At 62.5% G+C, this 20,812-nt stretch carries 19 protein-coding genes; 18 read left to right on the plus strand and 1 reads right to left on the minus strand.

What is annotated here, in order from left to right:
- The first annotated feature begins 119 nt into the window (after positions 1 to 119).
- The 14 genes from Mlute_RS15880 to Mlute_RS00245 all read left to right on the plus strand — a co-directional run bounded on the left by Mlute_RS15880 (position 120) and on the right by Mlute_RS00245 (position 14,276).
- Positions 120 to 524, plus strand: a complete 405-nt coding sequence (locus tag Mlute_RS15880; RefSeq protein WP_245958775.1) for a hypothetical protein — start codon at positions 120 to 122, stop codon at positions 522 to 524.
- Positions 497 to 1,288, plus strand: a complete 792-nt coding sequence (locus tag Mlute_RS00180; RefSeq protein WP_119358763.1) for an ATP-binding protein — start codon at positions 497 to 499, stop codon at positions 1,286 to 1,288. The genes Mlute_RS15880 and Mlute_RS00180 overlap by 28 nt, the downstream gene beginning before the upstream one ends.
- Before the next feature lie 97 nt (positions 1,289 to 1,385).
- Entirely contained in the window at positions 1,386 to 1,910 is a 525-nt protein-coding gene (locus tag Mlute_RS15885) for a hypothetical protein (RefSeq protein WP_245958776.1), read from the plus strand.
- Positions 1,911 to 1,945: 35 nt separating this feature from the next.
- Positions 1,946 to 2,554 carry an IS607 family transposase gene (locus Mlute_RS00195; RefSeq protein WP_119358764.1) on the plus strand — a complete coding sequence of 203 codons (609 nt, stop codon included), beginning with the start codon at positions 1,946 to 1,948 and terminating at the stop codon, positions 2,552 to 2,554.
- Positions 2,532 to 4,085, plus strand: coding sequence for an IS200/IS605 family accessory protein TnpB-related protein (locus Mlute_RS00200; protein WP_245958777.1), 1,554 nt, complete (start codon positions 2,532 to 2,534; stop codon positions 4,083 to 4,085). The genes Mlute_RS00195 and Mlute_RS00200 overlap by 23 nt, the downstream gene beginning before the upstream one ends.
- Positions 4,069 to 4,275 carry an SWIM zinc finger family protein gene (locus Mlute_RS15890; RefSeq protein WP_342770197.1) on the plus strand — a complete coding sequence of 69 codons (207 nt, stop codon included), beginning with the start codon at positions 4,069 to 4,071 and terminating at the stop codon, positions 4,273 to 4,275. Before Mlute_RS00200 ends, Mlute_RS15890 begins: the two co-directional genes overlap by 17 nt.
- Positions 4,276 to 4,288: 13 nt before the next feature.
- Entirely contained in the window at positions 4,289 to 4,600 is a 312-nt protein-coding gene (locus Mlute_RS00210) for a DUF433 domain-containing protein (protein ID WP_119358767.1), read from the plus strand.
- On the plus strand, positions 4,597 to 4,944 hold the full coding sequence (locus tag Mlute_RS00215) for a DUF5615 family PIN-like protein (protein WP_119358768.1): 348 nt from the start codon (positions 4,597 to 4,599) through the stop codon (positions 4,942 to 4,944). The genes Mlute_RS00210 and Mlute_RS00215 overlap by 4 nt, the downstream gene beginning before the upstream one ends.
- 65 nt (positions 4,945 to 5,009) lie before the next feature.
- Entirely contained in the window at positions 5,010 to 5,543 is a 534-nt protein-coding gene (locus Mlute_RS00220; protein WP_119358769.1) for a Rad52/Rad22 family DNA repair protein, read from the plus strand.
- A 104-nt stretch (positions 5,544 to 5,647) separates the two neighbouring features.
- Positions 5,648 to 5,881 (plus strand): hypothetical protein, encoded by a 234-nt coding sequence (locus Mlute_RS15810; protein WP_119358770.1) that lies wholly within the window; start codon positions 5,648 to 5,650, stop codon positions 5,879 to 5,881.
- A gap of 79 nt (positions 5,882 to 5,960) precedes the next feature.
- Positions 5,961 to 7,076 carry a helix-turn-helix domain-containing protein gene (locus tag Mlute_RS00230; RefSeq protein ID WP_220452044.1) on the plus strand — a complete coding sequence of 372 codons (1,116 nt, stop codon included), beginning with the start codon at positions 5,961 to 5,963 and terminating at the stop codon, positions 7,074 to 7,076.
- 8 nt (positions 7,077 to 7,084) lie between these two features.
- Entirely contained in the window at positions 7,085 to 7,573 is a 489-nt protein-coding gene (locus tag Mlute_RS00235; RefSeq protein WP_119358771.1) for a hypothetical protein, read from the plus strand.
- Positions 7,574 to 7,767: 194 nt separating this feature from the next.
- Positions 7,768 to 11,193, plus strand: coding sequence for a DNA methyltransferase (locus tag Mlute_RS00240; protein WP_119358772.1), 3,426 nt, complete (start codon positions 7,768 to 7,770; stop codon positions 11,191 to 11,193).
- Positions 11,190 to 14,276: a DEAD/DEAH box helicase family protein gene (locus Mlute_RS00245; RefSeq protein WP_119358773.1), complete on the plus strand. Its 3,087-nt coding sequence runs from the start codon at positions 11,190 to 11,192 to the stop codon at positions 14,274 to 14,276. The genes Mlute_RS00240 and Mlute_RS00245 overlap by 4 nt, the downstream gene beginning before the upstream one ends.
- On the opposite strand, the gene Mlute_RS00250 is transcribed toward Mlute_RS00245, so the two are convergent.
- A complete protein-coding gene (locus tag Mlute_RS00250; RefSeq protein ID WP_119358774.1) occupies positions 14,273 to 15,022 on the minus strand; it encodes a tyrosine-type recombinase/integrase in 750 nt (249 codons plus the stop codon). The two genes, Mlute_RS00245 and Mlute_RS00250, sit on opposite strands and share 4 nt — an antisense overlap.
- Positions 15,023 to 15,253: 231 nt before the next feature.
- On the opposite strand from Mlute_RS00250, the gene Mlute_RS00255 reads away from it, so the two are divergent.
- From Mlute_RS00255 to dnaE, 4 genes are all read left to right on the plus strand, one after another.
- Positions 15,254 to 15,895 (plus strand): LexA family protein, encoded by a 642-nt coding sequence (locus Mlute_RS00255; RefSeq protein ID WP_119358775.1) that lies wholly within the window; start codon positions 15,254 to 15,256, stop codon positions 15,893 to 15,895.
- Positions 15,896 to 16,023: 128 nt separating this feature from the next.
- On the plus strand, positions 16,024 to 17,208 hold the full coding sequence (locus tag Mlute_RS00260) for a DNA polymerase Y subunit UmuC family protein (RefSeq protein ID WP_119358776.1): 1,185 nt from the start codon (positions 16,024 to 16,026) through the stop codon (positions 17,206 to 17,208).
- The gene (locus Mlute_RS00265) at positions 17,208 to 17,450 is read left to right on the plus strand and encodes a hypothetical protein (protein ID WP_119358777.1); all 243 of its coding nucleotides are present in this window, start codon (positions 17,208 to 17,210) and stop codon (positions 17,448 to 17,450) included. The genes Mlute_RS00260 and Mlute_RS00265 overlap by 1 nt, the downstream gene beginning before the upstream one ends.
- Positions 17,423 to 20,593, plus strand: a complete 3,171-nt coding sequence (gene dnaE / locus Mlute_RS00270) for a DNA polymerase III subunit alpha (RefSeq protein WP_119358778.1) — start codon at positions 17,423 to 17,425, stop codon at positions 20,591 to 20,593. The genes Mlute_RS00265 and dnaE overlap by 28 nt, the downstream gene beginning before the upstream one ends.
- The last annotated feature ends 219 nt before the right edge of the window (positions 20,594 to 20,812 follow it).

The raw sequence follows: 20,812 nt of genomic DNA on the forward strand, positions 1-20,812 counted from the left end.
GGATAAAGCGTGACAGAGTGTCACAGGGAATCGCAGGAAACCCCGTGACAAAATGTCACACGCCTTTGCGTGCTGGAGAGAGAAAACCCCTTGCGAAAAGAGAGAAACCACGTGACAAAGTGTCACAGGAAAACAAGCGAAACAAAGCAGGCTCTCGCTACCCCGACCCTGCCGGGTCGCTGGCCCAGGAGCTAGGGGGCTGGCGGGCGGGGCTTTTGTACCGGGCCCGCAAGGAGCAGAACGCGCTGATCCAGCGGTTAGCCCAGCAGCACAAGGAGAGCCTGCTGGAGCTGCTGAACCTGGTGGAGTCCCTGCCACTAGCCAAGCGCGTCCCCACCACCCTGGCCTGGTTGGAGGAGTTCGCCAGCGAGATCGAGCGGTTAGGGGACGAGGCCGTGCGGCAGGTGCTGCTCGAGGTGAGGAAGAAGGCCCCCGACCAGCCGCTCTTGTACGCCCGGCGGGTGCTGGCGGGGCGGGGAAAGAAGGAGGAGAAGACATGGACAGCGACCGGCGAGCAGTTCTGAACCTTGCCCCTGTGCTCGAGGCCCTACGCTCCAAAGGGGGGCAAGAAGTGGCCCACGACCCCAGCCTACCCCCCTGCCCTTTGTGCGGCGCGGCGGCCCTGGCCGGGTACACCTTCGAGCGGCCCAGCCAGATCGAGCACGACTGCGACTGTGGCTACCTCGAGCCCGCCCAGTACCAGACCGCCTTGCTCGCCTCATGGCGGCTGTGGAAGGCCCCGCAGTTTTTGCGGGCTGATCTTGCGGGCTACCCCCGCTACCGGGAGTATCTGGAGCGCCCCCTGGAGGCCCACAGCGGCAACAAGGCCGCCATCGAAGCGGCCCGGCGCTACCAGGGGGGCTTGCTGTACCTCTACGGCCCGCCGGGGGTGGGCAAAACCCATCTGGCCCTCAGAATCGCGGCCCGGCTGGTGGCCGAAGGACGGTTCGTGCGTTTCAGGAGCGAACTCGACTTCCTGGCCGAGGAGCGGCTGGCAGCGGCGGGAGAGGGAACCTTGCCCCAGTATGAGCGCCTGGTGCTCGACGACGGGGGCAAGACAAGGCTCACCCCCTTCACCTTAGAACGCCTCTACGCCCTGGTGGAGCGCTCGAGCGCGGGCGGGTGCGACCTCATCATCACCTCCAACCTGTCCCCCGAAGCCTACGCCGCCCGGTTAGGCGAGGTGGGTGAGGCGGTGCTGTCGCGCATCCAGGGCGGGGTGGTGGTGGAAGTGCAGGGGCCAGACAGAAGGGCCAGGGGGCCTTCGGCCCCACCTGGTGGGGTATGAATCTACAAGAAGTGGTCGCGTTGACGGCGGGCGGGGTCTTTATCATCTTTGGCGGCTTCGCCCTGCTGGTGGCGCTGGTGGAGGAGGTGATTTTTCGATGGAAGAGAAAGTGAACATCCTGCAAAAAGCCCAGGAACGGGTCAGCCCGGAAGCCGCCCGGCTGCTAGAGGAGCGGGCGCGGAAGGGCCTCGAGACCTACGGCATGACCCTGGACGAAAATCAGGCCCCTCTGGAGGAACGCCTGCAGCACGCGCTGGAAGAAGCCCTCGATCTACTCCAGTACCTGGAGTGGGCCAGGGAGGTCGCGCCGGAGGGGTTGGAGGCGCAGCTGGACGAGCTATGTGTGTTCGCCGCTGAGATAGCCAACGTCCTGGCCCGGATCAACGCGGATGAACCGCCCGACGACCCCGGCGAGTGGGTGGAGTGGCGCGACCTGGAGGGCCCGACCTGCCCACAGAGTTCTAGGCACCAGGGGGCGTCGCCGCCCCCTTTTCTTCTTCTGAGGAGGAACGCTATGAAAAACATCCGCGAACGGATCGAGGGTTTTCTGAGCCGCCTCGAGCGGGCTGAGGCCATCCTGTTAGACGGCCGGCTACACCGGGTGGAGGATCACAACAGTTGACGTTTAGCGTACATTACTTTACATTATAGCCTATTATGGATTTGCTTCTCCTCACCGCCCAGCAGGTGGGAGAGCGCTATGGCCTCCACCGCAACACCCTGTACGCCTGGGAGCAGCAGGGGCTCCTGCATCCCGTCCGCACCCCCGGGGGTCGCAGGCGGTACCGCAGGGACGAGATCGAGCGGCTTCTCACCCTGGAGTCCCTGCCGGTCCAGGCCGAGTCCAGGCCCCGCACCGTGCTGTACGCCCGGGTGAGCACCCGGAAACAGGAACCCTTCCTCCAGGCCCAGGTAGCCCGTCTGGAGGCCTTCGCCAGGGAGCAAGGCTGGGACTGCGAGGTGGTGGCCGAGGTGGCCAGCGGGGTCAACGAGAACCGCCGGGGACTTCTCAAGGTGCTGAACCGGGCCAGGAGGGGTGAGCTGGACCGGGTGGTGGTGGAGTACGAGGACCGCCTGGCCCGTTTCGGGCTCGGGTACCTGCGCGCTTTCCTGCAAGCTTTTGGCGTGGAGCTGGTAGTCCTCAACGGCAAAGAGAGGAAGGAGCTCGGAGAGGAGCTGGCCGAGGACCTGGTGGCTATCGTGGCCAGCTTCGCCGCCCGGATCTACGGGAAGGGGGATTCTGGTGAGGAGACGGGGCAAGGCTGAGGGTTACCAGGGCGTCCAGGCCCGGCTGGTCTTCCCTGAGCGGGAGGACGAGAAGGCGGTTCTGGATCTGATGCGCCGCTTCTCTGCGGCGAAGCGGTTCGCCTACAACCGGCTTTTAGAGGGCAGGACCCGGGAGGAGCTCAAGCGTCAGGACGGGCCCCTCTGCCCCCGCTTCCGCCTCAACACCCGCTACGCCGACGAGGCGATTGAGAAGGCCCAGGGCGTGCTGGACTCCGCCCGGGAGCTCGGAAAAGACCCCTGCAAGGTGGTCTTCGGAGGGAGGAAGCTTTTTGAGCAGCTAAAGCGCCAGCACCTCTCAGGCAAAGATTGGAAGCGCCTGAAAAGGGAGTGGAAGGAGAAGCGCCAGGGCCTGCTCTATGCCCGGGGCGACGGGAGCAAGGGGGGCAACCTCAACCTCCGGCTGCTGGTGAGGGCAGGAGCCCTCTGGCTCCGGGTGAACCTGGGGGACGGAACTTACGCCCAGGCCCTGGTGAGGACGGGCCACCCTAACTTGGATAAGCTCCTGGAGCGGGTTCACGTGGGGCTTCCCTACAACGTGGGGCTCTCCCTGAGGGAGGGACAGGTCCAGGCCCACTTCACCTGGCCCGAGGAGCTTCCCCCTCCCACCCACACCAAGGAGAACGGGATGCTGGGGATAGACGTGAACGCCGACCCCTACCACCTCGCTCTCGCCGTGGTCTCTCCTGAGGGGAACCTCGCCCGCTACCTGACCCTTCCCCTGGAAGAGGTGGACTTCGCCCCCAACAAGGGAGCTAAGGAACTCCTCCTCTGGAAGGTCGCCCACCAGGTGGTGGCCCTGGCGGAGGAGCACGGGGTAGCCGTCGCCACCGAGCGGCTCAAACACCTCCGCAAGACCCATAGGGGGGACGGCTCAGGCCGGGCCTTCCGCCGCAGGCAGCACCGCTTCGCTTACCGCTCCCTCTTGCAGAAGATTCACGCCCTGGCCCGAAAGCGGGGTGTAGAAGTCTTAGAGGTCAATCCGCAGGACACCTCCAGCATCGGGATGCTGAAGTACGCCCCCTTGCTCTCCCTCTCCAAAGACATCGCGGCGGCCTATGTGATCGGCCGGAGAGCCCTGGGCTTCACCGAAAAGCTCCCCAAGGGCTACGGGGCCCTTCTCCGGGACGAGGGCTTCCTCGCCCAGGCCGAGGGGTTCCACCAGACCCGCCTCCGGGAGCTCCAGAAGCTCAAAGAAACTGAGAGGAACCCCTACCTCAAGCGCAAGCTTTCCCGGGAGATGGGAAAAGCCAGGCGCTCCCTGAACCTCGTCCAAAGCCTTCGGGGCTCGCCAGGGAGCCGGAGTGGGTCAACCGAGGGAAGGAACCCTTCCGGCATCAATCCCTGGCGGGTCCTGAGGGTAGGCCTTTTCCTTCCGTTCCTCGGGCGCGAGGTGCCGCGAGACCTCTCGCCCCTCAAGCCCTTCCTCCATGGACTGTGGGAGCGGTGGAAAACGAGCCCAGGTCCTCATCCTGGTGGGGGGCCGGAGTGCGCTAATGTGCACTTTTGCTGACCAGGGGATGCCGCACACCTACGTGGTGCGGGGAAGCCAGAACTACCTGGTGGATTTGGAGAAGGAGACCTGCACCTGCCCCGACCACGCCAGGGGGCACACCTGCAAGCACCTGCTGGCGGCGGTGCTGCTGGAGCGGGGGGAGAAGAAGGCAGTTCAGAGAATGAATGAAGCCGTCAAAGCCGCGTGAGTATACTGGAGACATGGTACTGACCGAGCGGGTGCCCCTGGCCGAGAACGAGGCGGGCGACCTCTACGTAGAGGGTAGCCGGGTCTTCCTGGAAGACTTGGTAGACCTCTACCGCCAGGGGTACTCCCCGGAGGAGATGGCCCTGGCCTACCCGGGCCTGGCCCTGGCTGACCTCTACGCGGTGCTGGCTTACGTCCTGCGCCACCCGGCGGAGGTGGAAGCGTACCTAAAGCGGCAGGGGGTGCGGGCCAGGGAAGCGGAAGAGAAGACCCGGAGTTACCGCTCCAGCGACCTGCGTAAGCGCCTGGAGGAACGCAGGGAATGAAGCTCCTGCTGGACGAGAATCTGGAGGCCGCCATCCTGCGCGGCCTCCTTCGTCTCTCTCCTGGCCTCGACGTGGTGCGGGTGGTGGATGTGGGTCTTGCGGGCGCACCCGATCAGGCGGTGCTGGCCTGGGCCGCCGAGCAGGGTCGGGTGGTGGTCTCCAGGGACAGGGCCACCATGAGCCTGGAAGCGGCCCGGCGGATAGAGTCCGGGGAGCCCATGCCCGGACTGCTGCTCATCCGGCGCAGGGCGAGCGTTGGAGAAGTCCTTCGCGCGTTGGAGTTGATCCTGGCGTGTGCTCAGGAGGGCGAGCTCGAGGGGGTCATCGAATACATCCCCTTCTGAGAAGGGAAAAGAGCACCAGGGGGTGGCTTCGGCCACCCCCTCACTTTTTTTGAAAGGAGGCAAATATGCCAGATCATGTTACAAAGTTAGACCCTTTAGCCATCCTAACCAAACCCCTTACTGCTGACGAGATCGAGTGGAAGATCACCTCTCGCAAGGACGGGCAAACCAGTTTGGCTCCGTATACCGACGCTAGAGCAGTAATGACACGCCTTGATCTAGCCTTCGGGCCTTTTGGCTGGCAGGTGCGCTATACCCCGGCCCAGGTGGGCAACGAGTACGGGGTTATCGCTGCTATTGCAATCAAGCACCCCGAGACCGGCGAGTGGGTGGAGAAGCAAGATGGCGCGGGACCGACGGATATAGAGCCTTTCAAGGGAGGGGTTTCGGGTGCGCTCAAGAGGGCCGCTACCGTTTGGGGTATTGGCAGAGAGCTCTACGCCTACCCCCGGGTGGTTGTGGAGGGCGAGCACAAGTACATCCCCTTCAAAGTTTTGAATCGCCTTAAGGGGTTGCCTAAAGCCATCGCGGAGGGCAAGCCGCTGCCCGAGGTCATCCGACTCAACGCGGAGGGGGAGAGCGTGCGGAAGGGGGGATAGTCATCCTCCAGGCACCCGTGGTTAACATTTAAGGTCTAATTTTTAGTAAAAATTATTGACATAAATTAACATCCATCGTATCCTTTGAAAAGAGGTGAAGACCTATGGCAGGTAAGCGCACCAGCCCTTCAATGGCGACTAAGGCCGCAAAGGCATTGGATGATGGGCGGACTGGTCGGGTGACTAAATCTCTGGCCGCAAGCGTTCTGGCGCAAACTGGTGACAACAGCAAGACCAGCGCTAAGATCGCCTCCCTGGCCTCGGAGGTGCTAAGCAACCCGAAGTCCAGCGAAATCGCCAAGAGTCTGGCCGCATCGGCATTGTCCCAGTCCGAGTGAGACCCCCGCACGCCCTGCATCCTTACTGCGAGTAGGTCGGTGACTACCGACCGTCTCTTGGCGTTAGTAGGGGCAGGTCATGTCTATGGTGAACGTCAGCTACATTCAGCCACTCCGCGAACAGCAGGGGCTTAGCCAGACCGATCTGGGTAACAGGGTCGGGGTGACCCGGCAGACCATCGCGGTCTGGGAGAAGGGGGAGCGCATGCCTTCCATTGGGCAGTTGGCTGCCATCGCCCAGGCCCTGGGCGTGCCGCTCGAGGTTTTCTTTGAACAAAACGTGGAGGAGCCGAACCTGTTGTTCAGGGCCGATCAAGCAGGAGTTCTTACCCCCGCCATCCGGGCCCTGGTGCTCAAGCGGGCGCTGGCTTATGCCGAGATCGAGCGGGCGCTCGGTGAGGTAGCCGTGTCGCCACCCCAGATGCCGGTAGAGGTTTACGATCCGCATGCGGTGGAGCGCTACGCGGGTGAGGTGCGGGACTTCCTCGGGGTGGAACACGCCCCCTTGGGGGACGTGATCGCCCGGCTCGAGGATCGCGGGCTGAAGGTCCTCCTCACCCCACTGCCAGCCCACGTGAGCGGGTTCTCGGCCTACACCGAGTCGCTGGGGGCGGTCATCGTCATCAACGAAAAGCACCCGGTCGAGCGGCAGTTCTTCACCGCTCTGCACGAGTTAGCCCACCTCATCTGCCATCGCCAAGACTTCCTGCACCCCGAGAAGACGGTGGCTTCAGGACTGAGGGAGAAACTCGCTAACCACCTGGCCGGGGCGGTGCTGCTGCCGCGTGAGGTGATTGAGCGAGAACTCCACGCCTTCCGGAACCACTGGATTCCCGAGGCCATGCTGCTTGACCTCAAGCTGCGCTACAGCGTTAGCATGCGAACCGTCCTGATTCGTGCCGAACAGGTCGGCATCATTTCCCGTAAGCAATCTGGTCAACAAATTGGTATATTGAACAGGAGATTTGGAAAGGACAAGGAGCCGCTCGAACTACGGCGCGAGTTCTATAACCCAGACTGGAAGGATGAACAGAGCCAGGGGCTGCCCAAGTCCCGGCTCGAGCGGTTGGTGTTCCAGGCTCTAAGCCTCGGTGTCGTGAGCGCCTCTCGGGCTGCGGAAGTGCTGGGGGTTCCGATTGAATATATCCGCAAGCGGGCCGCCCTCTGGTCGTCGAACGGCGGAAGTGCCCTCTAGCAGCTCCGATGATCCTGCTCTCCGACGCCAACATCCTCATTGATTTCGCCAAGGTTGGAGGTCTGAACGCCTTGGTGAAGCTGGGAACCCTCGAGGTGCTTGATGTCGTGCTGGCCGAGGTAAATGACCTGTCTGAGCTCCAGGTAAGTGCGTTGGGCGTGCGGGTTGTACAGGTTCAGGAGACATGGCTTCCGGCGGCGAAGGCCCTGAAGAAGGCAGGGTTGTCGCTGGCCGATGCCCTGTGCCTCCATTACTCCCTCACCAACGGCCATACGCTCCTCTCCAACGATGGGCGGTTGCGCAGGGCTTGTGCGGAGAACCAAGTTGCCGTTCACGGCAGCCTCTGGGCGGTGCTCGAGCTCCATCGCCGAGCGATTTGCCCGCCTGATGTGCTGTGCGGCTGGCTGTCTCGCTGGGAGAATGAACTGGAAGCCCGCCTACCTGCCGGCGAACTGGCACGGGTGCGTCAGGATTTGGGGTGTACTGGGCTATGGTGATCCGCTTAGCCCCAAAGAGAGAGGAATTCCTCGATAGGCAGGAACCCCAAGCCTGCAGTGATGTTCTCGCCACCTGCACGGACTTGACTACATAAAAGGAGGCAAGAAATCCCGAAGAAGCGTCCAGGATTGCTGCTCTGCCAAATTCAGCTGCAGCAACCGTGGTCTTTTGCTCGTTATGATTGATGTGACATATGGCACATCCTTTGGAACACCTCGAGGGCTATCAGAAGTTCCGCGTGTTGCTGAGCGAGCTATTCCAGCTTGACCTGGCCGACCTTGATTTTGGCCTCTACCGGCTGCTGAAACAGCGCCGTAGAGCTATCGAGGACTACTTTGCCAAAGAACTACCTGAGCGCTTGTATAACCACATCCACGCCTTGAGCCAGCAGGCCAAAGCTGATCTCGAGGCTGAGCTCAAAGCAGCGACGGATAAGCTCAGGCAACTGACACCCAATGCCATCGAGCCTGACGGTACCCTGACCCCCATTGCCGATACCCTGGCCCAGGCCGGTGGGCAGATTGGTAACCTGATTGATCGGATTCGCCAGATTCGTAGCATCCTAGGCGAACAGGTACTCGCAGAGAACCAGGTCAACGACGTGCTCCTGCTCGTTCATGATTTTTTTCGCCGCTACTACGACGAGGGTGACTTCATCCCCCAGCCGCGCTTTTCTTACGGTGAGGGTTATGCCATTGAGTCATACGGGGATCGCGGCTTAGCGCCGCTACCCCAGGACTTCCCCGGTGCGGTCTACCGTGGTGAGGATGTGTACTTCCACTGGCCTACCCGTGGGATGCACTATGCCAAGAGCGACACCTACCTGAAAAACTACAGCTTCAGGGTAGAAACCCAGGGCCTCGAGCCCCAAACCTTTACGGTGCAGTTCGTCCTGGCCCATGTAGAAGCCGTCAGGGATAACAACCGGGCTTCCCGCTACTTCTTCCCCAAGCCTGAGGTAAAGCTCGAGGGCCATACCCTGACCATCCCCTTTGACTACCGAAGCAAGAGGGAAGGCGACCCCGCCAATCAGGAGAAGATCCTCGAGGCCGCCCTACCCGCCGTGCTGGCCACCATCCCCGATCCCGACCTTCGGGCGGCCTTGGAGAACACCGGCGACAACGGCAGGAACCTGCTTTACCGCCGGGCCCGCCACTATAGTGCCCTGGGCAGCAAGGACTTCTTCATCCACCCCCACCTCGAGGACTTCCTTCAGGCCGAGCTGGACTACTTTACCAAATCGCAGGCCCTGCGCCAGGCCGAGTTGGACGACGACCATGTGCTGCGTCGCCGCCTGGCCACCCTCAAAGCCTTCAGGGGGATCACCCAGGATCTGATCCGCTTCCTGGGCCAGCTCGAGCGCATCCAGACCCAGCTTTTCGAGAAAAAGCGTCTGGTCTACCGCACGGACTACATCGTGCCTATTCGCCACATCCCCCAGAGCCTGTGGCCGGAGATTCTGGCAAACGAGGCGCAAATCCGGTACTGGCGGGACGAGATGGGCCTCGCCGAGATCAACCAGCAAATCCTTGAGACCCACCCCTCCCTGCCGGTCTTTACCGGCAACTTCAACCCCGGCTTTGCCCGGAAGCTGCTGGCGGCCCTGAGCGAGCACTGGGATCTGGACGAGGCTACTGACGGGGTCCTGGTACACGCGGAAAACTATGGCGCCCTCCGCACCCTGGAAGCCCGCTGGCGTGAGCAGGTCAAGGTGGTCTACATTGATCCCCCTTACAATACGAAGTCCTCGGAAATCCCCTATAAGAATGGCTTCAAGCACGCCACCTTCGCTACTCTCATCGAAGGACGAGTGCGCCCCGCTCGCGACTTCCTGAGAAAAGACGGGGTGATGCTGGTAAGCATTGACCTCGAGGAGCGCACTGTCTTAGAGCACGTGCTACAGGACACCTTTGGTCGTTGGAACCAGGTGGAAGAACTCATCTGGGCAATGAACACTACCAACAGCCAGGTACCCACTTACTCCACCAACCACGAGTACATTCTGGTCTGGGCGAAGCATTTGCCCACTGTGGCCGCTGATCCTAAGATGTTCCGCGAGCCCAAGCCCGGCTACGAGGAGGTAATGGCCCTCATCGAGGAACTCAACCCCAGCTATCCATCCCTGACTGAGGTGGAAAGGGCCCTGAAAGAGCTTTATGAGCAACATAAGGCCGAGTACCGCAGGCAGGTGGAAGCCCAGGGCCTCTCCTGGAAGGAGGAGAAGAAAAACGACCCCTGGAAGGGGATATACCCCTATAACCGGGCCGAGTACCGGGACGCCCAAGGCCGCCTGGTTCCCGAGGCGGAGGCAAAGGCTCGGGGGGCTAAGTTGTGGGTGTGGCGGGAGGATAATATTTCCATGCCTGCAGGAAAACAGTCTCCCAACACAAGGGATCCCAACAGTCCTAACTACCGCTTCTACCAACCCCCTCATCCCATAACGGGCAAGCCCGTGCCCCACCCCAAGAGCGGCTGGAAATTCCCCTACGAGGCCAGGGATGAGGAGGAGGGCCGCTCCTTCAAAGAGCTGGACGCAGATGGGCGCATCGTCTGGGGCGAGGACGAGCGCAAGGTGCCCCAGATCAAGCGCTTTCTCCACGAGGTGGAGACCAACGTGGGCAAGAGCGTCATCGTGGACTACAGCGACGGCGAGAAGGAGACCTCGGCCCTCTTCGGGCGCTCAGGGGTCTTCTTCGCCCCCAAGCCCACCAGCCTGATGGTGCGCCTGCTCCAGCAGACCACCTGGGGGAGGGACTGGGTGCTGGACTACTTCGGAGGCTCCGGCACCACCGCCCACGCGGTCATCCGGCTCAACCGGGAGGACGGAGGCCGACGCAGGTTCATCCTGGTAGAGATGGGCGACCACTTCGACAGCGTGGTGCTGCGGCGGGTGCAGAAGGTGATGTACGCGCCGGTATGGAAGGACGGCAAACCCAAACCGGAGCCCGTGGTGGGCGGCAAACTCCACCAGCCGAGTTTGGAGAGCGAGGGTGGGATGAGCCCCCTACCCCAGTGGATGGAACGCTCACCCCGCCTGGTCAAGGTGCTGCGCTTGGAGAGCTACGAGGACGCCCTGTTCAACCTACAAACCGAGCCTTCCCCGCGCGAGACAGCCTATGCCGAAAACCTGAGCGCGGTGGAGCGGCCCCACGAGTTCTTGACCCGTGAGAATGCCTATCTCCTCTCCTACTTTGCCGAGGTCGTACAAGACGGGAATCCCACGCTGCTACGACCCATGCTGAATGGAGAGGCGCTTACCGAATGGCACTATCCTGCAGCCATCCGGATCAAGCGGCCCGAAAAGGGAGGCTACCGGGAAGAGGAAGTGGATTGGCTGGAAACAGCCGCGCTTTGGCTGGGGCTCAGAATCCGCAAGTATGCGGAGATGGAAGCGAACGGGCATCTCTACAGGGTCATGTACGCTACCTCGCTCGATGAGGCACAACCGGTTGCTCTGATCTTGCGCGAGCGCAAGCCCGACCTTGACTTACATGCGGAGCGGGTCTGGCTGGAACAGACTTTTCCCGGCCACCGGGTGATCCTCAATGCACCCCCGATAGCTGCCTTTGAAGCGCTAGAGGAGGTACTTCTGGACGCCATGATGGAGGGGTCGAAGTGAGCCTGGATGCTCATCTGGTGCTGGCTCGCTTTTTCCTGAGCAAGTTGCGGGTCAGCAACATCAACCAATTGCGGAGCTGGCAGGCCCTGGAGGACACCCAGGCCACCGGGGCGCAAACGGTGTTCTTCAACGCGGCCTTGGGCATGGCCACCCCGGATTTGGCCCAGCGGCTCCCCCTCTATGACGCCAACCTGCGCGAGTACGAGAGTCGCCTGGCCCGCCGTCGTAAAGAGTTCGCGGGGTTTAAGTATTTCCAGTACATTGCTCTTCTAGCCTCGGAGTACCACCTGGATCAGCTGACGGGCGATCCTGAGAAATACGTGGATGAGCTCAATGAATTTCAGGCTGCGGATCTACACCGCGCCCAGTTCACACTGCCCGACCTGCGCCGCCTGGCCTTTTACCTGGCCACAGGTGCAGGTAAAACCCTGCTCCTTCATGTGCATTACTGGCAGCTGTTGCACTACTTTAAAGCCGGAAGCAAAAAAGAGGCCCTGACCCCTGAGGCTGGGTTTGGGAACATCCTCTTGCTAACTCCTAACGCGGGTTTGGCCGAACAACACCGCCAAGACCTTGAAAGAAGCGGCATCCCGGCTCGCTACCTGACCGAGGTCAAGCACAACCCCAGCAGCGTGTTACCCGGTACGGTGCTGGTGGTGGATATGCCCAAGCTCCGCGACAAACGCGCTAAGGACGAGACAGAGACTGAAGGGCTCTACTACCCCATCCTGGGACAGGCCAACCTGGTCTTTGCCGATGAGGGTCATAAGGGCACCGCCTCCCTGGACAAGGGCTGGCGTCAAATCCGTGAGTGGTTGAGCGAAAAGGGAATGCTCCTGGAGTACAGCGCTACCTTTGCCCAGGTCTTGAAGAGTGGAGAGATGTTAAGGGAGTACGGCAAGCGGATTCTTGCCGACTACCAGTACCGCTACTTCTACCAGGATCAGTATGGCAAGGATTTTCAGTCTATAGAAGCCAACCCTGGTGACCTCAACCCCACCGCTGAGGAGGAAGCCGCGTTAATGGGGGGCTTGCTCCTCTACTACGTGCAGCTACGGCATTACCTGAGCCTGGGGAACCGGGCCCGCGAGTACAACTTGGAAAAGCCGCTTTGGACGTTCGTGGGCCACACCGTCATCAAGAGCAGCAAGGGCAAGGAGGGCGAGTTAGAGGAAGACGCCGAGACCTTAGCCGACGTGGCCAAGGTGGTGCGCTTCCTCAAGCGCTTGACGGACGATCCTCAGTGGGCCCAGGGCTTGATGGCGGGTGCAGTGACCAGCGTAGAGTTCATCGGCAACTCCAACCCTTTTGCAGCCCATCTGACCGAGCTACAAACGCAGGCTCCGCGCCAGCTCTACTACGAGGTGCTGGAGACGGTGATGCTAGGGCGCGGAGCCCTGGAGCTTCACCTGATGCCCGCTCAGGGCGAGATTGGCCTGAAGACCTCAGGAGCCAGAGAGTACTTCGGGGTCATCAACATCGGGGACACCGCGGGTTTCAAGAAGCAGCTTGAGCAGAATCTGAAGCTGGCCGTAGGGGAAAACCCGCTTTATGGTTACAGCCTCTTTCAGCAGATCAACCAGCCCAACAGCCCCATTCAAGTGCTCATAGGCTCCAGAAAGTTCGTAGAGGGCTGGAGTAGCTGGCGGGTCTCTACCATGACCCTGCTCAACATCGGGAAGAACCAGGGGCCCCTCATTATTCAGCTCTTTGGCCGGGGGGTGCGGCTGTTGGGGCAGAACCACTCGCTCAAGCGCTCAGGGAAGCATGAGGTTAAACGACTGGAGACCCTGTACGTGCTGGGTCTCAACGCCAATTACATAAAGCGTTTTCTGGAAACCATCCAATCTGAGGACATCAACCTGGAGCGGATACAGTTAGAACTCCAAATCAACCAATCGGCACTCGCCAAACCCCTACCCCTGCCCCGGCTGCCTGAGAATTTCGTCTTTGAGTCGCGCACCCTGGTTTTTGAACCTGATAACATCACTAAGCCCAGCGTCACTTTGGCAGCCAGGATCAGCGTGCTGGAAAACCAGGAGCTGGTAAGCCAGACCGCAGGCCAGCGCCAACCCTTGGAGCCCAAGCATTTAGCCATGCTGGACTGGGTGAGTTTGCGGCAGAAACTGCTGATCTACGCCAGGGCCGAGCGCATTGGCAATCTGAGCTTTTCCACTAAAAAGTTACAGCAGGTCTTGCAGCAGGGCTGGTACAGCCTGGTTGCTTCCGAGAGTGACTTAGCGAGTCCCAAGGCCCTCGAACAAGCCGTGCTGGCCATCCTTCGCAAATACCTGAGCGAATACTATAGGCGCGAGCTCAACGATGCCCAGGCCAGAGAAATTCTGCCTGGCAAACTACAACAGGAGGACCTCGAGACTCACTACGAGGTAACGGTCCCCGCAAGCTCGCCCATCATACTGGCCGAGATCAAAGCTCTGGCTGATAATCTGAAGCTTTGGCAGAGTGAGCAGGTCGCGCCTATACCGCGCCTGTATATTGACCCAAACATAAAGCTCGAGGCAGTGTATCAGCCGCTAGTCTACGAGACGAAAAATACCTCTTTGCCCAAAGGTGTGCAGGTCAAACCGGCCCCTCTGGAAGAAAGCGAACACAACTTTATTCAGTCCCTGCAACGCTTCTGGCAAGTCCACTATGCTGAGGCCGAGTTTGCATCACTCAAGCTCTACCTAATGCGAAATGCTTCAAAAAAGGGTTTGGGCTTCCACAATAAAACTGGCTTCTACCCTGACTTTATCCTCTGGATTGAGCATGAGCAGACTGGCGGCTGGCGTGTAGTGTTTGTAGAGCCCCACGGCATGGAGCGAGAGGACATCGAAAATCACCCCAAGCTCGAGGTATTTACCCGACTGCTGCCCCAGCTCAGCGCGCGGCGTGAGTTCCAAGAGGCCAGGATTAAGCTGGACGGTTATATGCTTACTCCGACCCCAGCTTCCAGAATACCTGGCAATGAAAGCTACAACCCCGATTGGGATCGCATGGCGAAGGAAACCCACTTATTGGTGGGAGAACGCGGGGATGAGGCCAATATTCGAACAATCATCCTTGGAAAGCGACAGAACTAATCCCCTCTGAACACCCGTCGGTAGCTTTCTCCCACCTGCTCCAGCGAACTCTCGGCGTAGATCTGGGTGGTCTTGAGGTCCCGGTGCCCCAAAAACTTCTGCAGCTGCTCCAGGGGCATCCCCCGGTCGAGGAGAATCTGCGCCACCGAGTGCCTGAGCAGGTGGGGGTAGACCCGCTTCTCGATGCCCGCCTCCTGCGCGGCCCGCCGGATGAGCTTCTGGATGGCCCGGGGGGAGTAGCGCTCATGGCGGTTGGACTCGAAGAGGTAGCCCCGGGTGCGCCCCGCCAGGTGAACCCGCAGCTCCTGGGCCAGGGCGGGCAGGATCGGGACATACCGCACCGAGTCCTTCTTGGCCTTGTGGACGTAGAGGTGGGGGGCCTCCCCGTCGAGGTGGACATCCTGGGCCCGCAAAAAGACGAACTCCGAGACCCGGACTCCGGTGTAGAAGAGGGTCTTGAGCATCAGGCCGTAGACCGGCTTCCTGGGGTGGAGGCGGTAGGCGGCCTCGAGCAGGCGCTCGACCTCCTCGCGGCTGAGCCGCTCCACCACCCGACGCCGGGCAGGGGGCGGCTCGAGCGCCAGCAGCCGGCGCACCCGCTCGACCACGTACCTGCTCTGGTCATAGCTCAGGTGGGCCTTGCGCCAGAGCCAGGCGGTCTCACGGATAACCCCCTCGAGTTCAGAGTTCGCTTTCGTTTTCTTACCGCGCACTTCGACCAGCTTGAGGGGGGTTGCGCTCTCCATGACCCCCTCAGTCTAGCCGGAAAAGTTCGCTGTATGAGTATTGTGCGAAATCTTGCTCGCTCGCCGATCTTGAAAAAGGCACATCTGGGTACAAGCTTTTGCTAGGCAGAGTTGCAGGATCACATCAGCGAGATTCAGCAAAGATTGGTCTAGCCACCACCCTTGACCCCAGGTGGTTCTTGCACGTATTCTCAGAGAAAATACTTGTAACCTTACAGGTATAGGGATGCCATGCAACTCTCCAGGGGCCAACAGAAGGTAGTCCAGCAGATGTCCGCGCTGAAGCGGAAACTCGGGCGCATGCCCAGTGTGCCCGAGCTCAGTGCCGCGCTGGGCTACTCCTACCAGGCCTTGCGGCAGCACCTAACTGCGCTGGAGCGCAAGGGGCTGCTGGAGGTCATCTCGCGCGGCCAGGGTCGCACTTCCGAGATCATCCTCACCCCGCAAGGAAAGTTGCTTTTGGGTCAGGGCATCCCTGTTCTGGGCTACATCGCAGCAGGGCCGATGGCCCCGGCTGTGCAGCAGCAACTGGGCCTGCTGGAGCTGCCGGGCAGCCCCGACACCTTCGCCCTGGTGGTGGATGGCGATTCGATGGCTGACTTCTTTCTGGCTGGGGATGTGGTGGTGGTGCACAGGGTGGCCCGCCCCCCCCGCCGCCGGGAGATCTGCGCGGTCATCGACAGCGAGACCGGCCGGGCCAGCCTCAAGTATGTAACCCTTCAGGGGGATATAGCTTTGCTCGAGCCCCACAACCCCGACTATCCCAGCCTGGAGCTACCGGCCCGCGAGCTACGCCTCCTGGGCGTGTTTGAATACATGTTGCGTGGCAAAAGCCCCGAGCAACTGCTCTCTACCCTGGGGGTGGTTATGTAACCCTTTCCTAGCCCACGACTCGAGGGCGCGTTCAGCCTGCCAGCCATTTCGCGCCCTCCCCCATAGCATCCAGGGCAATGCTCCGGAGCGGTCTTCTATTGGTCTTGTCAGTATAGCAGAAATCCCCCATGCCCCAAAGCCGTTCTCATCGTCCAGAGCTCGATCATCACCCCTATACCGAAGGGGTCGCGGCCCTGCTGTTCGACCCCTGGCCGCTGTATGTGGCCCGCTGCCTGAACCCTGGGCTGCCCGAAGAACCCGTAGCGGTCACACTAGGGGATCGGGTGGTTGCGGCCACCCCCGCGGTGCGCAAAGCGGGGGTAAACCTGGGGATGCGGGGTTCGGTCGCTTTGGCCAGGCTGGCCGGGCTACGCCTGATTCGACTGGAAACCCCAATGCTGCACGCTACCTGGGAGGTGCTGCTGGAGGAGATGCCAGCCTTCAGTCCCTGGGTCGAGCTCCTCAGTCCTGGACGGTTGCTGTTGCGGGTAGACATGGCAGCGGCCCGGGTGCTGGCAGAAGTGTACAGGGTAAGGGTTGGTTTCGCCCGGTACCGCGAGGTCGCCCTGCTGGCCGCACTGTCCGCCCGCCCAGGCCGGGTTCGGACAGTCCCACCGGGCGAAGAGAAAAGCCGGACGGATCGGCTGCCGCTCTACCTGCTCAAGGGGCTGGGCCTGGGGGCGCGCTCCCTGGAATGGCTCGCGCAGCTGGGGCAGCACACCCTGGGCGACCTGCGGCAATGGAGCAAAGCGCAGCTGGAGCGCACGCTGCCGGAGTACGGGGCCCTCGAGCGCTACCTGTTGGGCCCCTGGAGTTCCCAGGTAAACCGTGCCCGGCTTCCTGAAACCATGCGGGTAGAACACCCCTTTGCCGAGGCCGCCCTCGAGCCCAGGGAGTTCGAGCCGGTACTGAAGCACCTGGCCGCGCAGCTATCCCGTGCGCTCCAGGGCAAAGGCAAAGCTGCTTTCCGGCTAAAGGTGCTCGCAACGGCCTGCGGCAATCTGCATTCTGCGGCCCGCCAGAGCAAAGTTCCACTCCAGCAGGCCGACCCCATCTACCGCCTGGCCCGCCTGACCCTGGAAGACACCGGCGCCCTGGGGCTACCCCTCGAGCAGATCTCCCTCGAGCTCTCGAGCCTGCGCCGCCCTGGGGTTCAGGGGGCCCTGTGGGAAAGCCGCCCGCAAAGCCTGGCTATCCAGGCGGTGGCCGAGCAGTTCCCCTGGACGCTGGTACAGGCGCGGGAGCTCGACCCCTACGCCCTGGCCGCCGATCAGCGCGCGGTCTGGATTCGGCTGCTGGAAGGGGATCCCTGATGCGCCGGGTAGGTCTTGCGGTTACGGTGGAGGCCCACCCCGACGGGCGGCCAGGGGCGGTGGTCTACCGCTACCGGCGGCTAGTGCTGCGCTGGTTGAAGCGCTGGCGCAGCAAGGGACGCTGGTTTCTAGGAGAGGGGCCCCGCGCCTACTGGTGGGTCGAGGTCGAGGGCGGTCTGACCCTGGAGGTCTACCACCAGGAGGGAAGCGGTCTATGGGTGCTCACGCGGATTCTCGACTGAAGCCCGCGGCCCTGCACGTACACTCCTACTTTTCCGAGGGGGGTGGGGTGAGCAGCCCAGCCCGGCTAGCCCGACAGGCCGCCGAACTCGGATACGGGGCGCTGGCCCTGACCGACTGGCTTTCGCTGGCGAGCGTGGTGGAGCTGCACCAGGCCTGCCACAGCCTGGGCCTGCAGGCCCTCACCGGGGCCACCGTGCCGCTCCGGGTACATTCGCAGATCTATCCGGTGGTGCTGCTGGCGGCCTCGCGGCGGGGCTACGGCCACCTCGGCGAACTCATTACCCGAGCCCGGCAGCGGGACACCCCGTGTGTTGAACTCGAGGAACTGCTCGCCCACGCCGAGGACCTGCACCTGCTCAGCGGGGGTCGGGCCGGGCCGGTCAGCCGTCTGCTGGCTGCACGCAAATCGGAGGTTCTGCACCGCCTGCTTTCCACCCTGCGCTCGGCGTTCCCAGACCGGCTATGGGTTCAGCTTTTCCACGAGTTCTACCCCGAGGACGACCGGCGGGTGCGGGCCTTGTGGGCCTTCGCCCGTGAATGCTCCTTACCGGTGGTCGCGGCCCCCGAGGTGCGCTACGCGGTCCAGTCCCTCTACCCGCTGCACGAAGCCCTCACCGCAGCCCGTCTGGGCATCAGCGTCCACACCCCGCACCCCCAGGCAGTCAGAAACGATGCCCAGTACCTGCCCTCCCTGGCCGAGCTGCGCGACCGCTTTCCCTTTCCCGAGGCCCTGGCCAACACCGCCCGGCTGGCCCAGGCCTGTGCCTTCGAACTGCTGCCCGAGCGCCTGGAGACCGCAGTGCCCCTGCTACCGCCCGGGCTCTCGGCCCCGGCCTACCTGCGTCAGCGGTGCTATACCGGCCTGGAGCGGCTATATCCCTCGAGCACGCGGGAGGCTGCGAGGGCCCGACTGGAGTACGAGCTGGGAGTGGTGGAGGAGATGGAGATGGCGGGGTTTTTCCTCCTCGAGGCCGAGATCATGGATTACTGCCGCTCCCACGGCATCCTGGCGGCTGGTCGGGGCAGCGCCGCGGGCAGCCTGGTCTGCTACACCCTGGGCATCTCCCAGGTAGACCCCCTCCAGCACAACCTCCTTTTCGAGCGCTTCCTGCACGCCGGGCGGCGCTCCACCCCCGACGTGGACATTGACCTGGCCTCTCACCGCCGTGACGAGGTGCTGGCCTGGGTCGAGCAGCGCTTCGCTGGGGGGGAGCGCCGCGAGGCCATGACCGCCAACTACATCACCTACCGGTTGCCCTCTGCCTTGCAGGATCTGGGCCGGGCCCTGGATCTGCCCATGCACCAGCGCACCCTGCTCAGCAAACTGCTGGGCCGCGACCACCGCCACCGGCGGCCCCACCAGGCCCGTCGGGCCCAGGCCATCTTCGACGAGGTTCTGGGAAACAGCCCGCTGAAGGAGGTGCTGCTTTGGCTTTTAGAGCAGATCGAGCCGGGCCACGTGCGCCACCTGGCCCCCCATAGCGGCGGGGTGGTGCTCTCTGCCCATCCCCTGACCTATTACTCCCCACTGCAACGAAGCAGCGGGGGGATTTTGCACCTGCAACTCGATAAGGAAGGGGTCGAGCAGATGGGCCTGATCAAATGCGACCTGCTGGGTCTGCGGATGCTGGGCGTGCTGGAACGGGCCCGGGAGGAGGTATATCGCACCGAGGGGGTATGGCTTGATCTGGGTCGTCTGCCCGACGAGGCAGCAGTCTGGGATGCGCTGGAAGCGGGCGATACGCTGATGCTCTTTCAGCTCGAGAGCCCGGCCCAGATGCAGACTTCCCTGCGGGTAAAGCCCCGCAGCCGGGCCGAGCTGGCCCACCAGATTGCCCTCATCCGCCCCGGCCCCATCCAGTTGGGCACCGTGCATCCCTACCTGCGGCGGGCCCAGGGCCTCGAGGCCGAGACGGTGGTGCACCCGGCCTTAGCCCCCATCCTGGGGCCGACCCGGGGGGTTCTGCTGTACCAGGATCAGCAGCTTCGCATCCTGCACGACTGCGCTGGCTATAGCTGGCCCGAGGCCGAGCGACTGCGCAAGAAAATCGCCCGCGCCGAGGGGGAAGAAGAGCTTGAAGAAGAGGCTACCCGATTTGTTCAGGCCGTTGAGCGTACCCTGGGCGCTACCCGCGAACAGGCCCAGGCCATCTGGCAGATGGTGGCCGACTTCCGCGGCTACGGCTTTTGCGCCTCTCACGCCCACGCCTTTGCCCAGCACGCCTACGCCAGCGCCTGGTTGCGGCTGCATTTCCCGGCGGAATACTGGGCCGCCTTCATGACCGAGCGGCCCGGCTTCTGGCCTGCCGATACCCTGCGCCAGATGGCCCACAAGCTGGGGGTGGTGGTGCTGCCCCTGGACATCAACCAGAGCGGCAGGCACTATCGCTGTGAGAAGACCCCCCAGGGTAAAGGGGTGCGCCTCCCCCTCACTGCCGTCCACGGCCTGTCGGAAACCCTGGCGGAAGCGATTCTGTTGGAGCGGCTGGAGCGCCCCTTCGCCTCCCTCGAGGACTTCTATGCCCGGGTGGCCCTGGCGCGCGACGTGTTTATGAACCTGATACGGGCCGGGGCCTTCGAGGCCCTGCTGGATCGGCGCTCTGCGCTGTACCAGGCCCAGGTTCTGTTGCAGACCCACCCAGGAGGGGCACGGCCCTTGCTGGAAGCTCCCCTGCCCCCCACCCCAGCCCTGCCCCCCCTGGAACTCCCCGAGCGCATGGCCTGGGACTACCAGACCAAGGGTTTCTCCGAACTGGCCCTGCACCCGCTGGATCTGATGCGCTCGAGGCTGCTCGAGCTGGGCTGCAAGCCCCTGGTTTCGCTGCAACGCCTGGAAGGAGCCCAGGTGCGCACCGCTGGCCTCTTCAAGTTCTTGCAAAAACCTGAGTCGGCTCGAGGTTTTGCTTTCGTGGTTGTGGAGGACGGGACACAACTGGCCCAGCTCATCGTGACTCCCCAGCTCTGGGAGCGCTGCGGTCGAACGGTGCAAACCGCACAGGTGCTGGTGGTGGAGGGAGTGGTAGAGCGGGCCGGTACTTTGCTGGCCCTCAAGGTAGAGCGGCTCTGGGGCCTTCCCCTGGAGACTACCCCCGCCCCTATCCAGCAAGCCGCGCCCCTGCCTACACTGGAAGTAGGCTCCTGAGCACGGCAGGTATCCTGTATGAGCAAACCCTCCCTTCCTGCTACCTGGCGCTACGTTGAGCGCATCTCCCAGCCGGTGAGCCGGTCGCGTAACCCCTTCTGGCGCACGCTAGGCCCCCACGTCTATTGCCCTATTTGCGAAGAGCGTCTGCGAGCCGAATATGAACGTTTGGTAGAAACGCGAGGTGTCTACATTGACTACCTAACCCCGCTCGTACCA

This window comes from Meiothermus luteus (assembly GCF_003574085.1).
GTDB classification, from domain to species: domain Bacteria; phylum Deinococcota; class Deinococci; order Deinococcales; family Thermaceae; genus Meiothermus; species Meiothermus luteus.

What these genes read in the sequence shown, in the direction of transcription:
- Mlute_RS00260 (WP_119358776.1), top strand. Translation starts at nt 16,024, where the DNA reads ATGCCCCAAAGCCGTTCTCATCGTCCAGAGCTCGATCATCACCCCTAT.
- Mlute_RS15810 (WP_119358770.1), top strand. Translation starts at nt 5,648, where the DNA reads ATGGCAGGTAAGCGCACCAGCCCTTCAATGGCGACTAAGGCCGCAAAG.
- Mlute_RS00250 (WP_119358774.1), bottom strand. Translation starts at nt 15,022, where the DNA reads ATGGAGAGCGCAACCCCCCTCAAGCTGGTCGAAGTGCGCGGTAAGAAA.
- Mlute_RS00265 (WP_119358777.1), top strand. Translation starts at nt 17,208, where the DNA reads ATGCGCCGGGTAGGTCTTGCGGTTACGGTGGAGGCCCACCCCGACGGG.
- Mlute_RS00220 (WP_119358769.1), top strand. Translation starts at nt 5,010, where the DNA reads ATGCCAGATCATGTTACAAAGTTAGACCCTTTAGCCATCCTAACCAAA.
- Mlute_RS15885 (WP_245958776.1), top strand. Translation starts at nt 1,386, where the DNA reads ATGGAAGAGAAAGTGAACATCCTGCAAAAAGCCCAGGAACGGGTCAGC.
- Mlute_RS00180 (WP_119358763.1), top strand. Translation starts at nt 497, where the DNA reads ATGGACAGCGACCGGCGAGCAGTTCTGAACCTTGCCCCTGTGCTCGAG.
- Mlute_RS00235 (WP_119358771.1), top strand. Translation starts at nt 7,085, where the DNA reads ATGATCCTGCTCTCCGACGCCAACATCCTCATTGATTTCGCCAAGGTT.
- Mlute_RS00255 (WP_119358775.1), top strand. Translation starts at nt 15,254, where the DNA reads ATGCAACTCTCCAGGGGCCAACAGAAGGTAGTCCAGCAGATGTCCGCG.
- Mlute_RS00240 (WP_119358772.1), top strand. Translation starts at nt 7,768, where the DNA reads ATGGCACATCCTTTGGAACACCTCGAGGGCTATCAGAAGTTCCGCGTG.
- Mlute_RS00230 (WP_220452044.1), top strand. Translation starts at nt 5,961, where the DNA reads ATGTCTATGGTGAACGTCAGCTACATTCAGCCACTCCGCGAACAGCAG.
- Mlute_RS00210 (WP_119358767.1), top strand. Translation starts at nt 4,289, where the DNA reads ATGGTACTGACCGAGCGGGTGCCCCTGGCCGAGAACGAGGCGGGCGAC.
- Mlute_RS00215 (WP_119358768.1), top strand. Translation starts at nt 4,597, where the DNA reads ATGAAGCTCCTGCTGGACGAGAATCTGGAGGCCGCCATCCTGCGCGGC.
- Mlute_RS00195 (WP_119358764.1), top strand. Translation starts at nt 1,946, where the DNA reads ATGGATTTGCTTCTCCTCACCGCCCAGCAGGTGGGAGAGCGCTATGGC.
- Mlute_RS15890 (WP_342770197.1), top strand. Translation starts at nt 4,069, where the DNA reads ATGTGCACTTTTGCTGACCAGGGGATGCCGCACACCTACGTGGTGCGG.
- dnaE (WP_119358778.1), top strand. Translation starts at nt 17,423, where the DNA reads ATGGGTGCTCACGCGGATTCTCGACTGAAGCCCGCGGCCCTGCACGTA.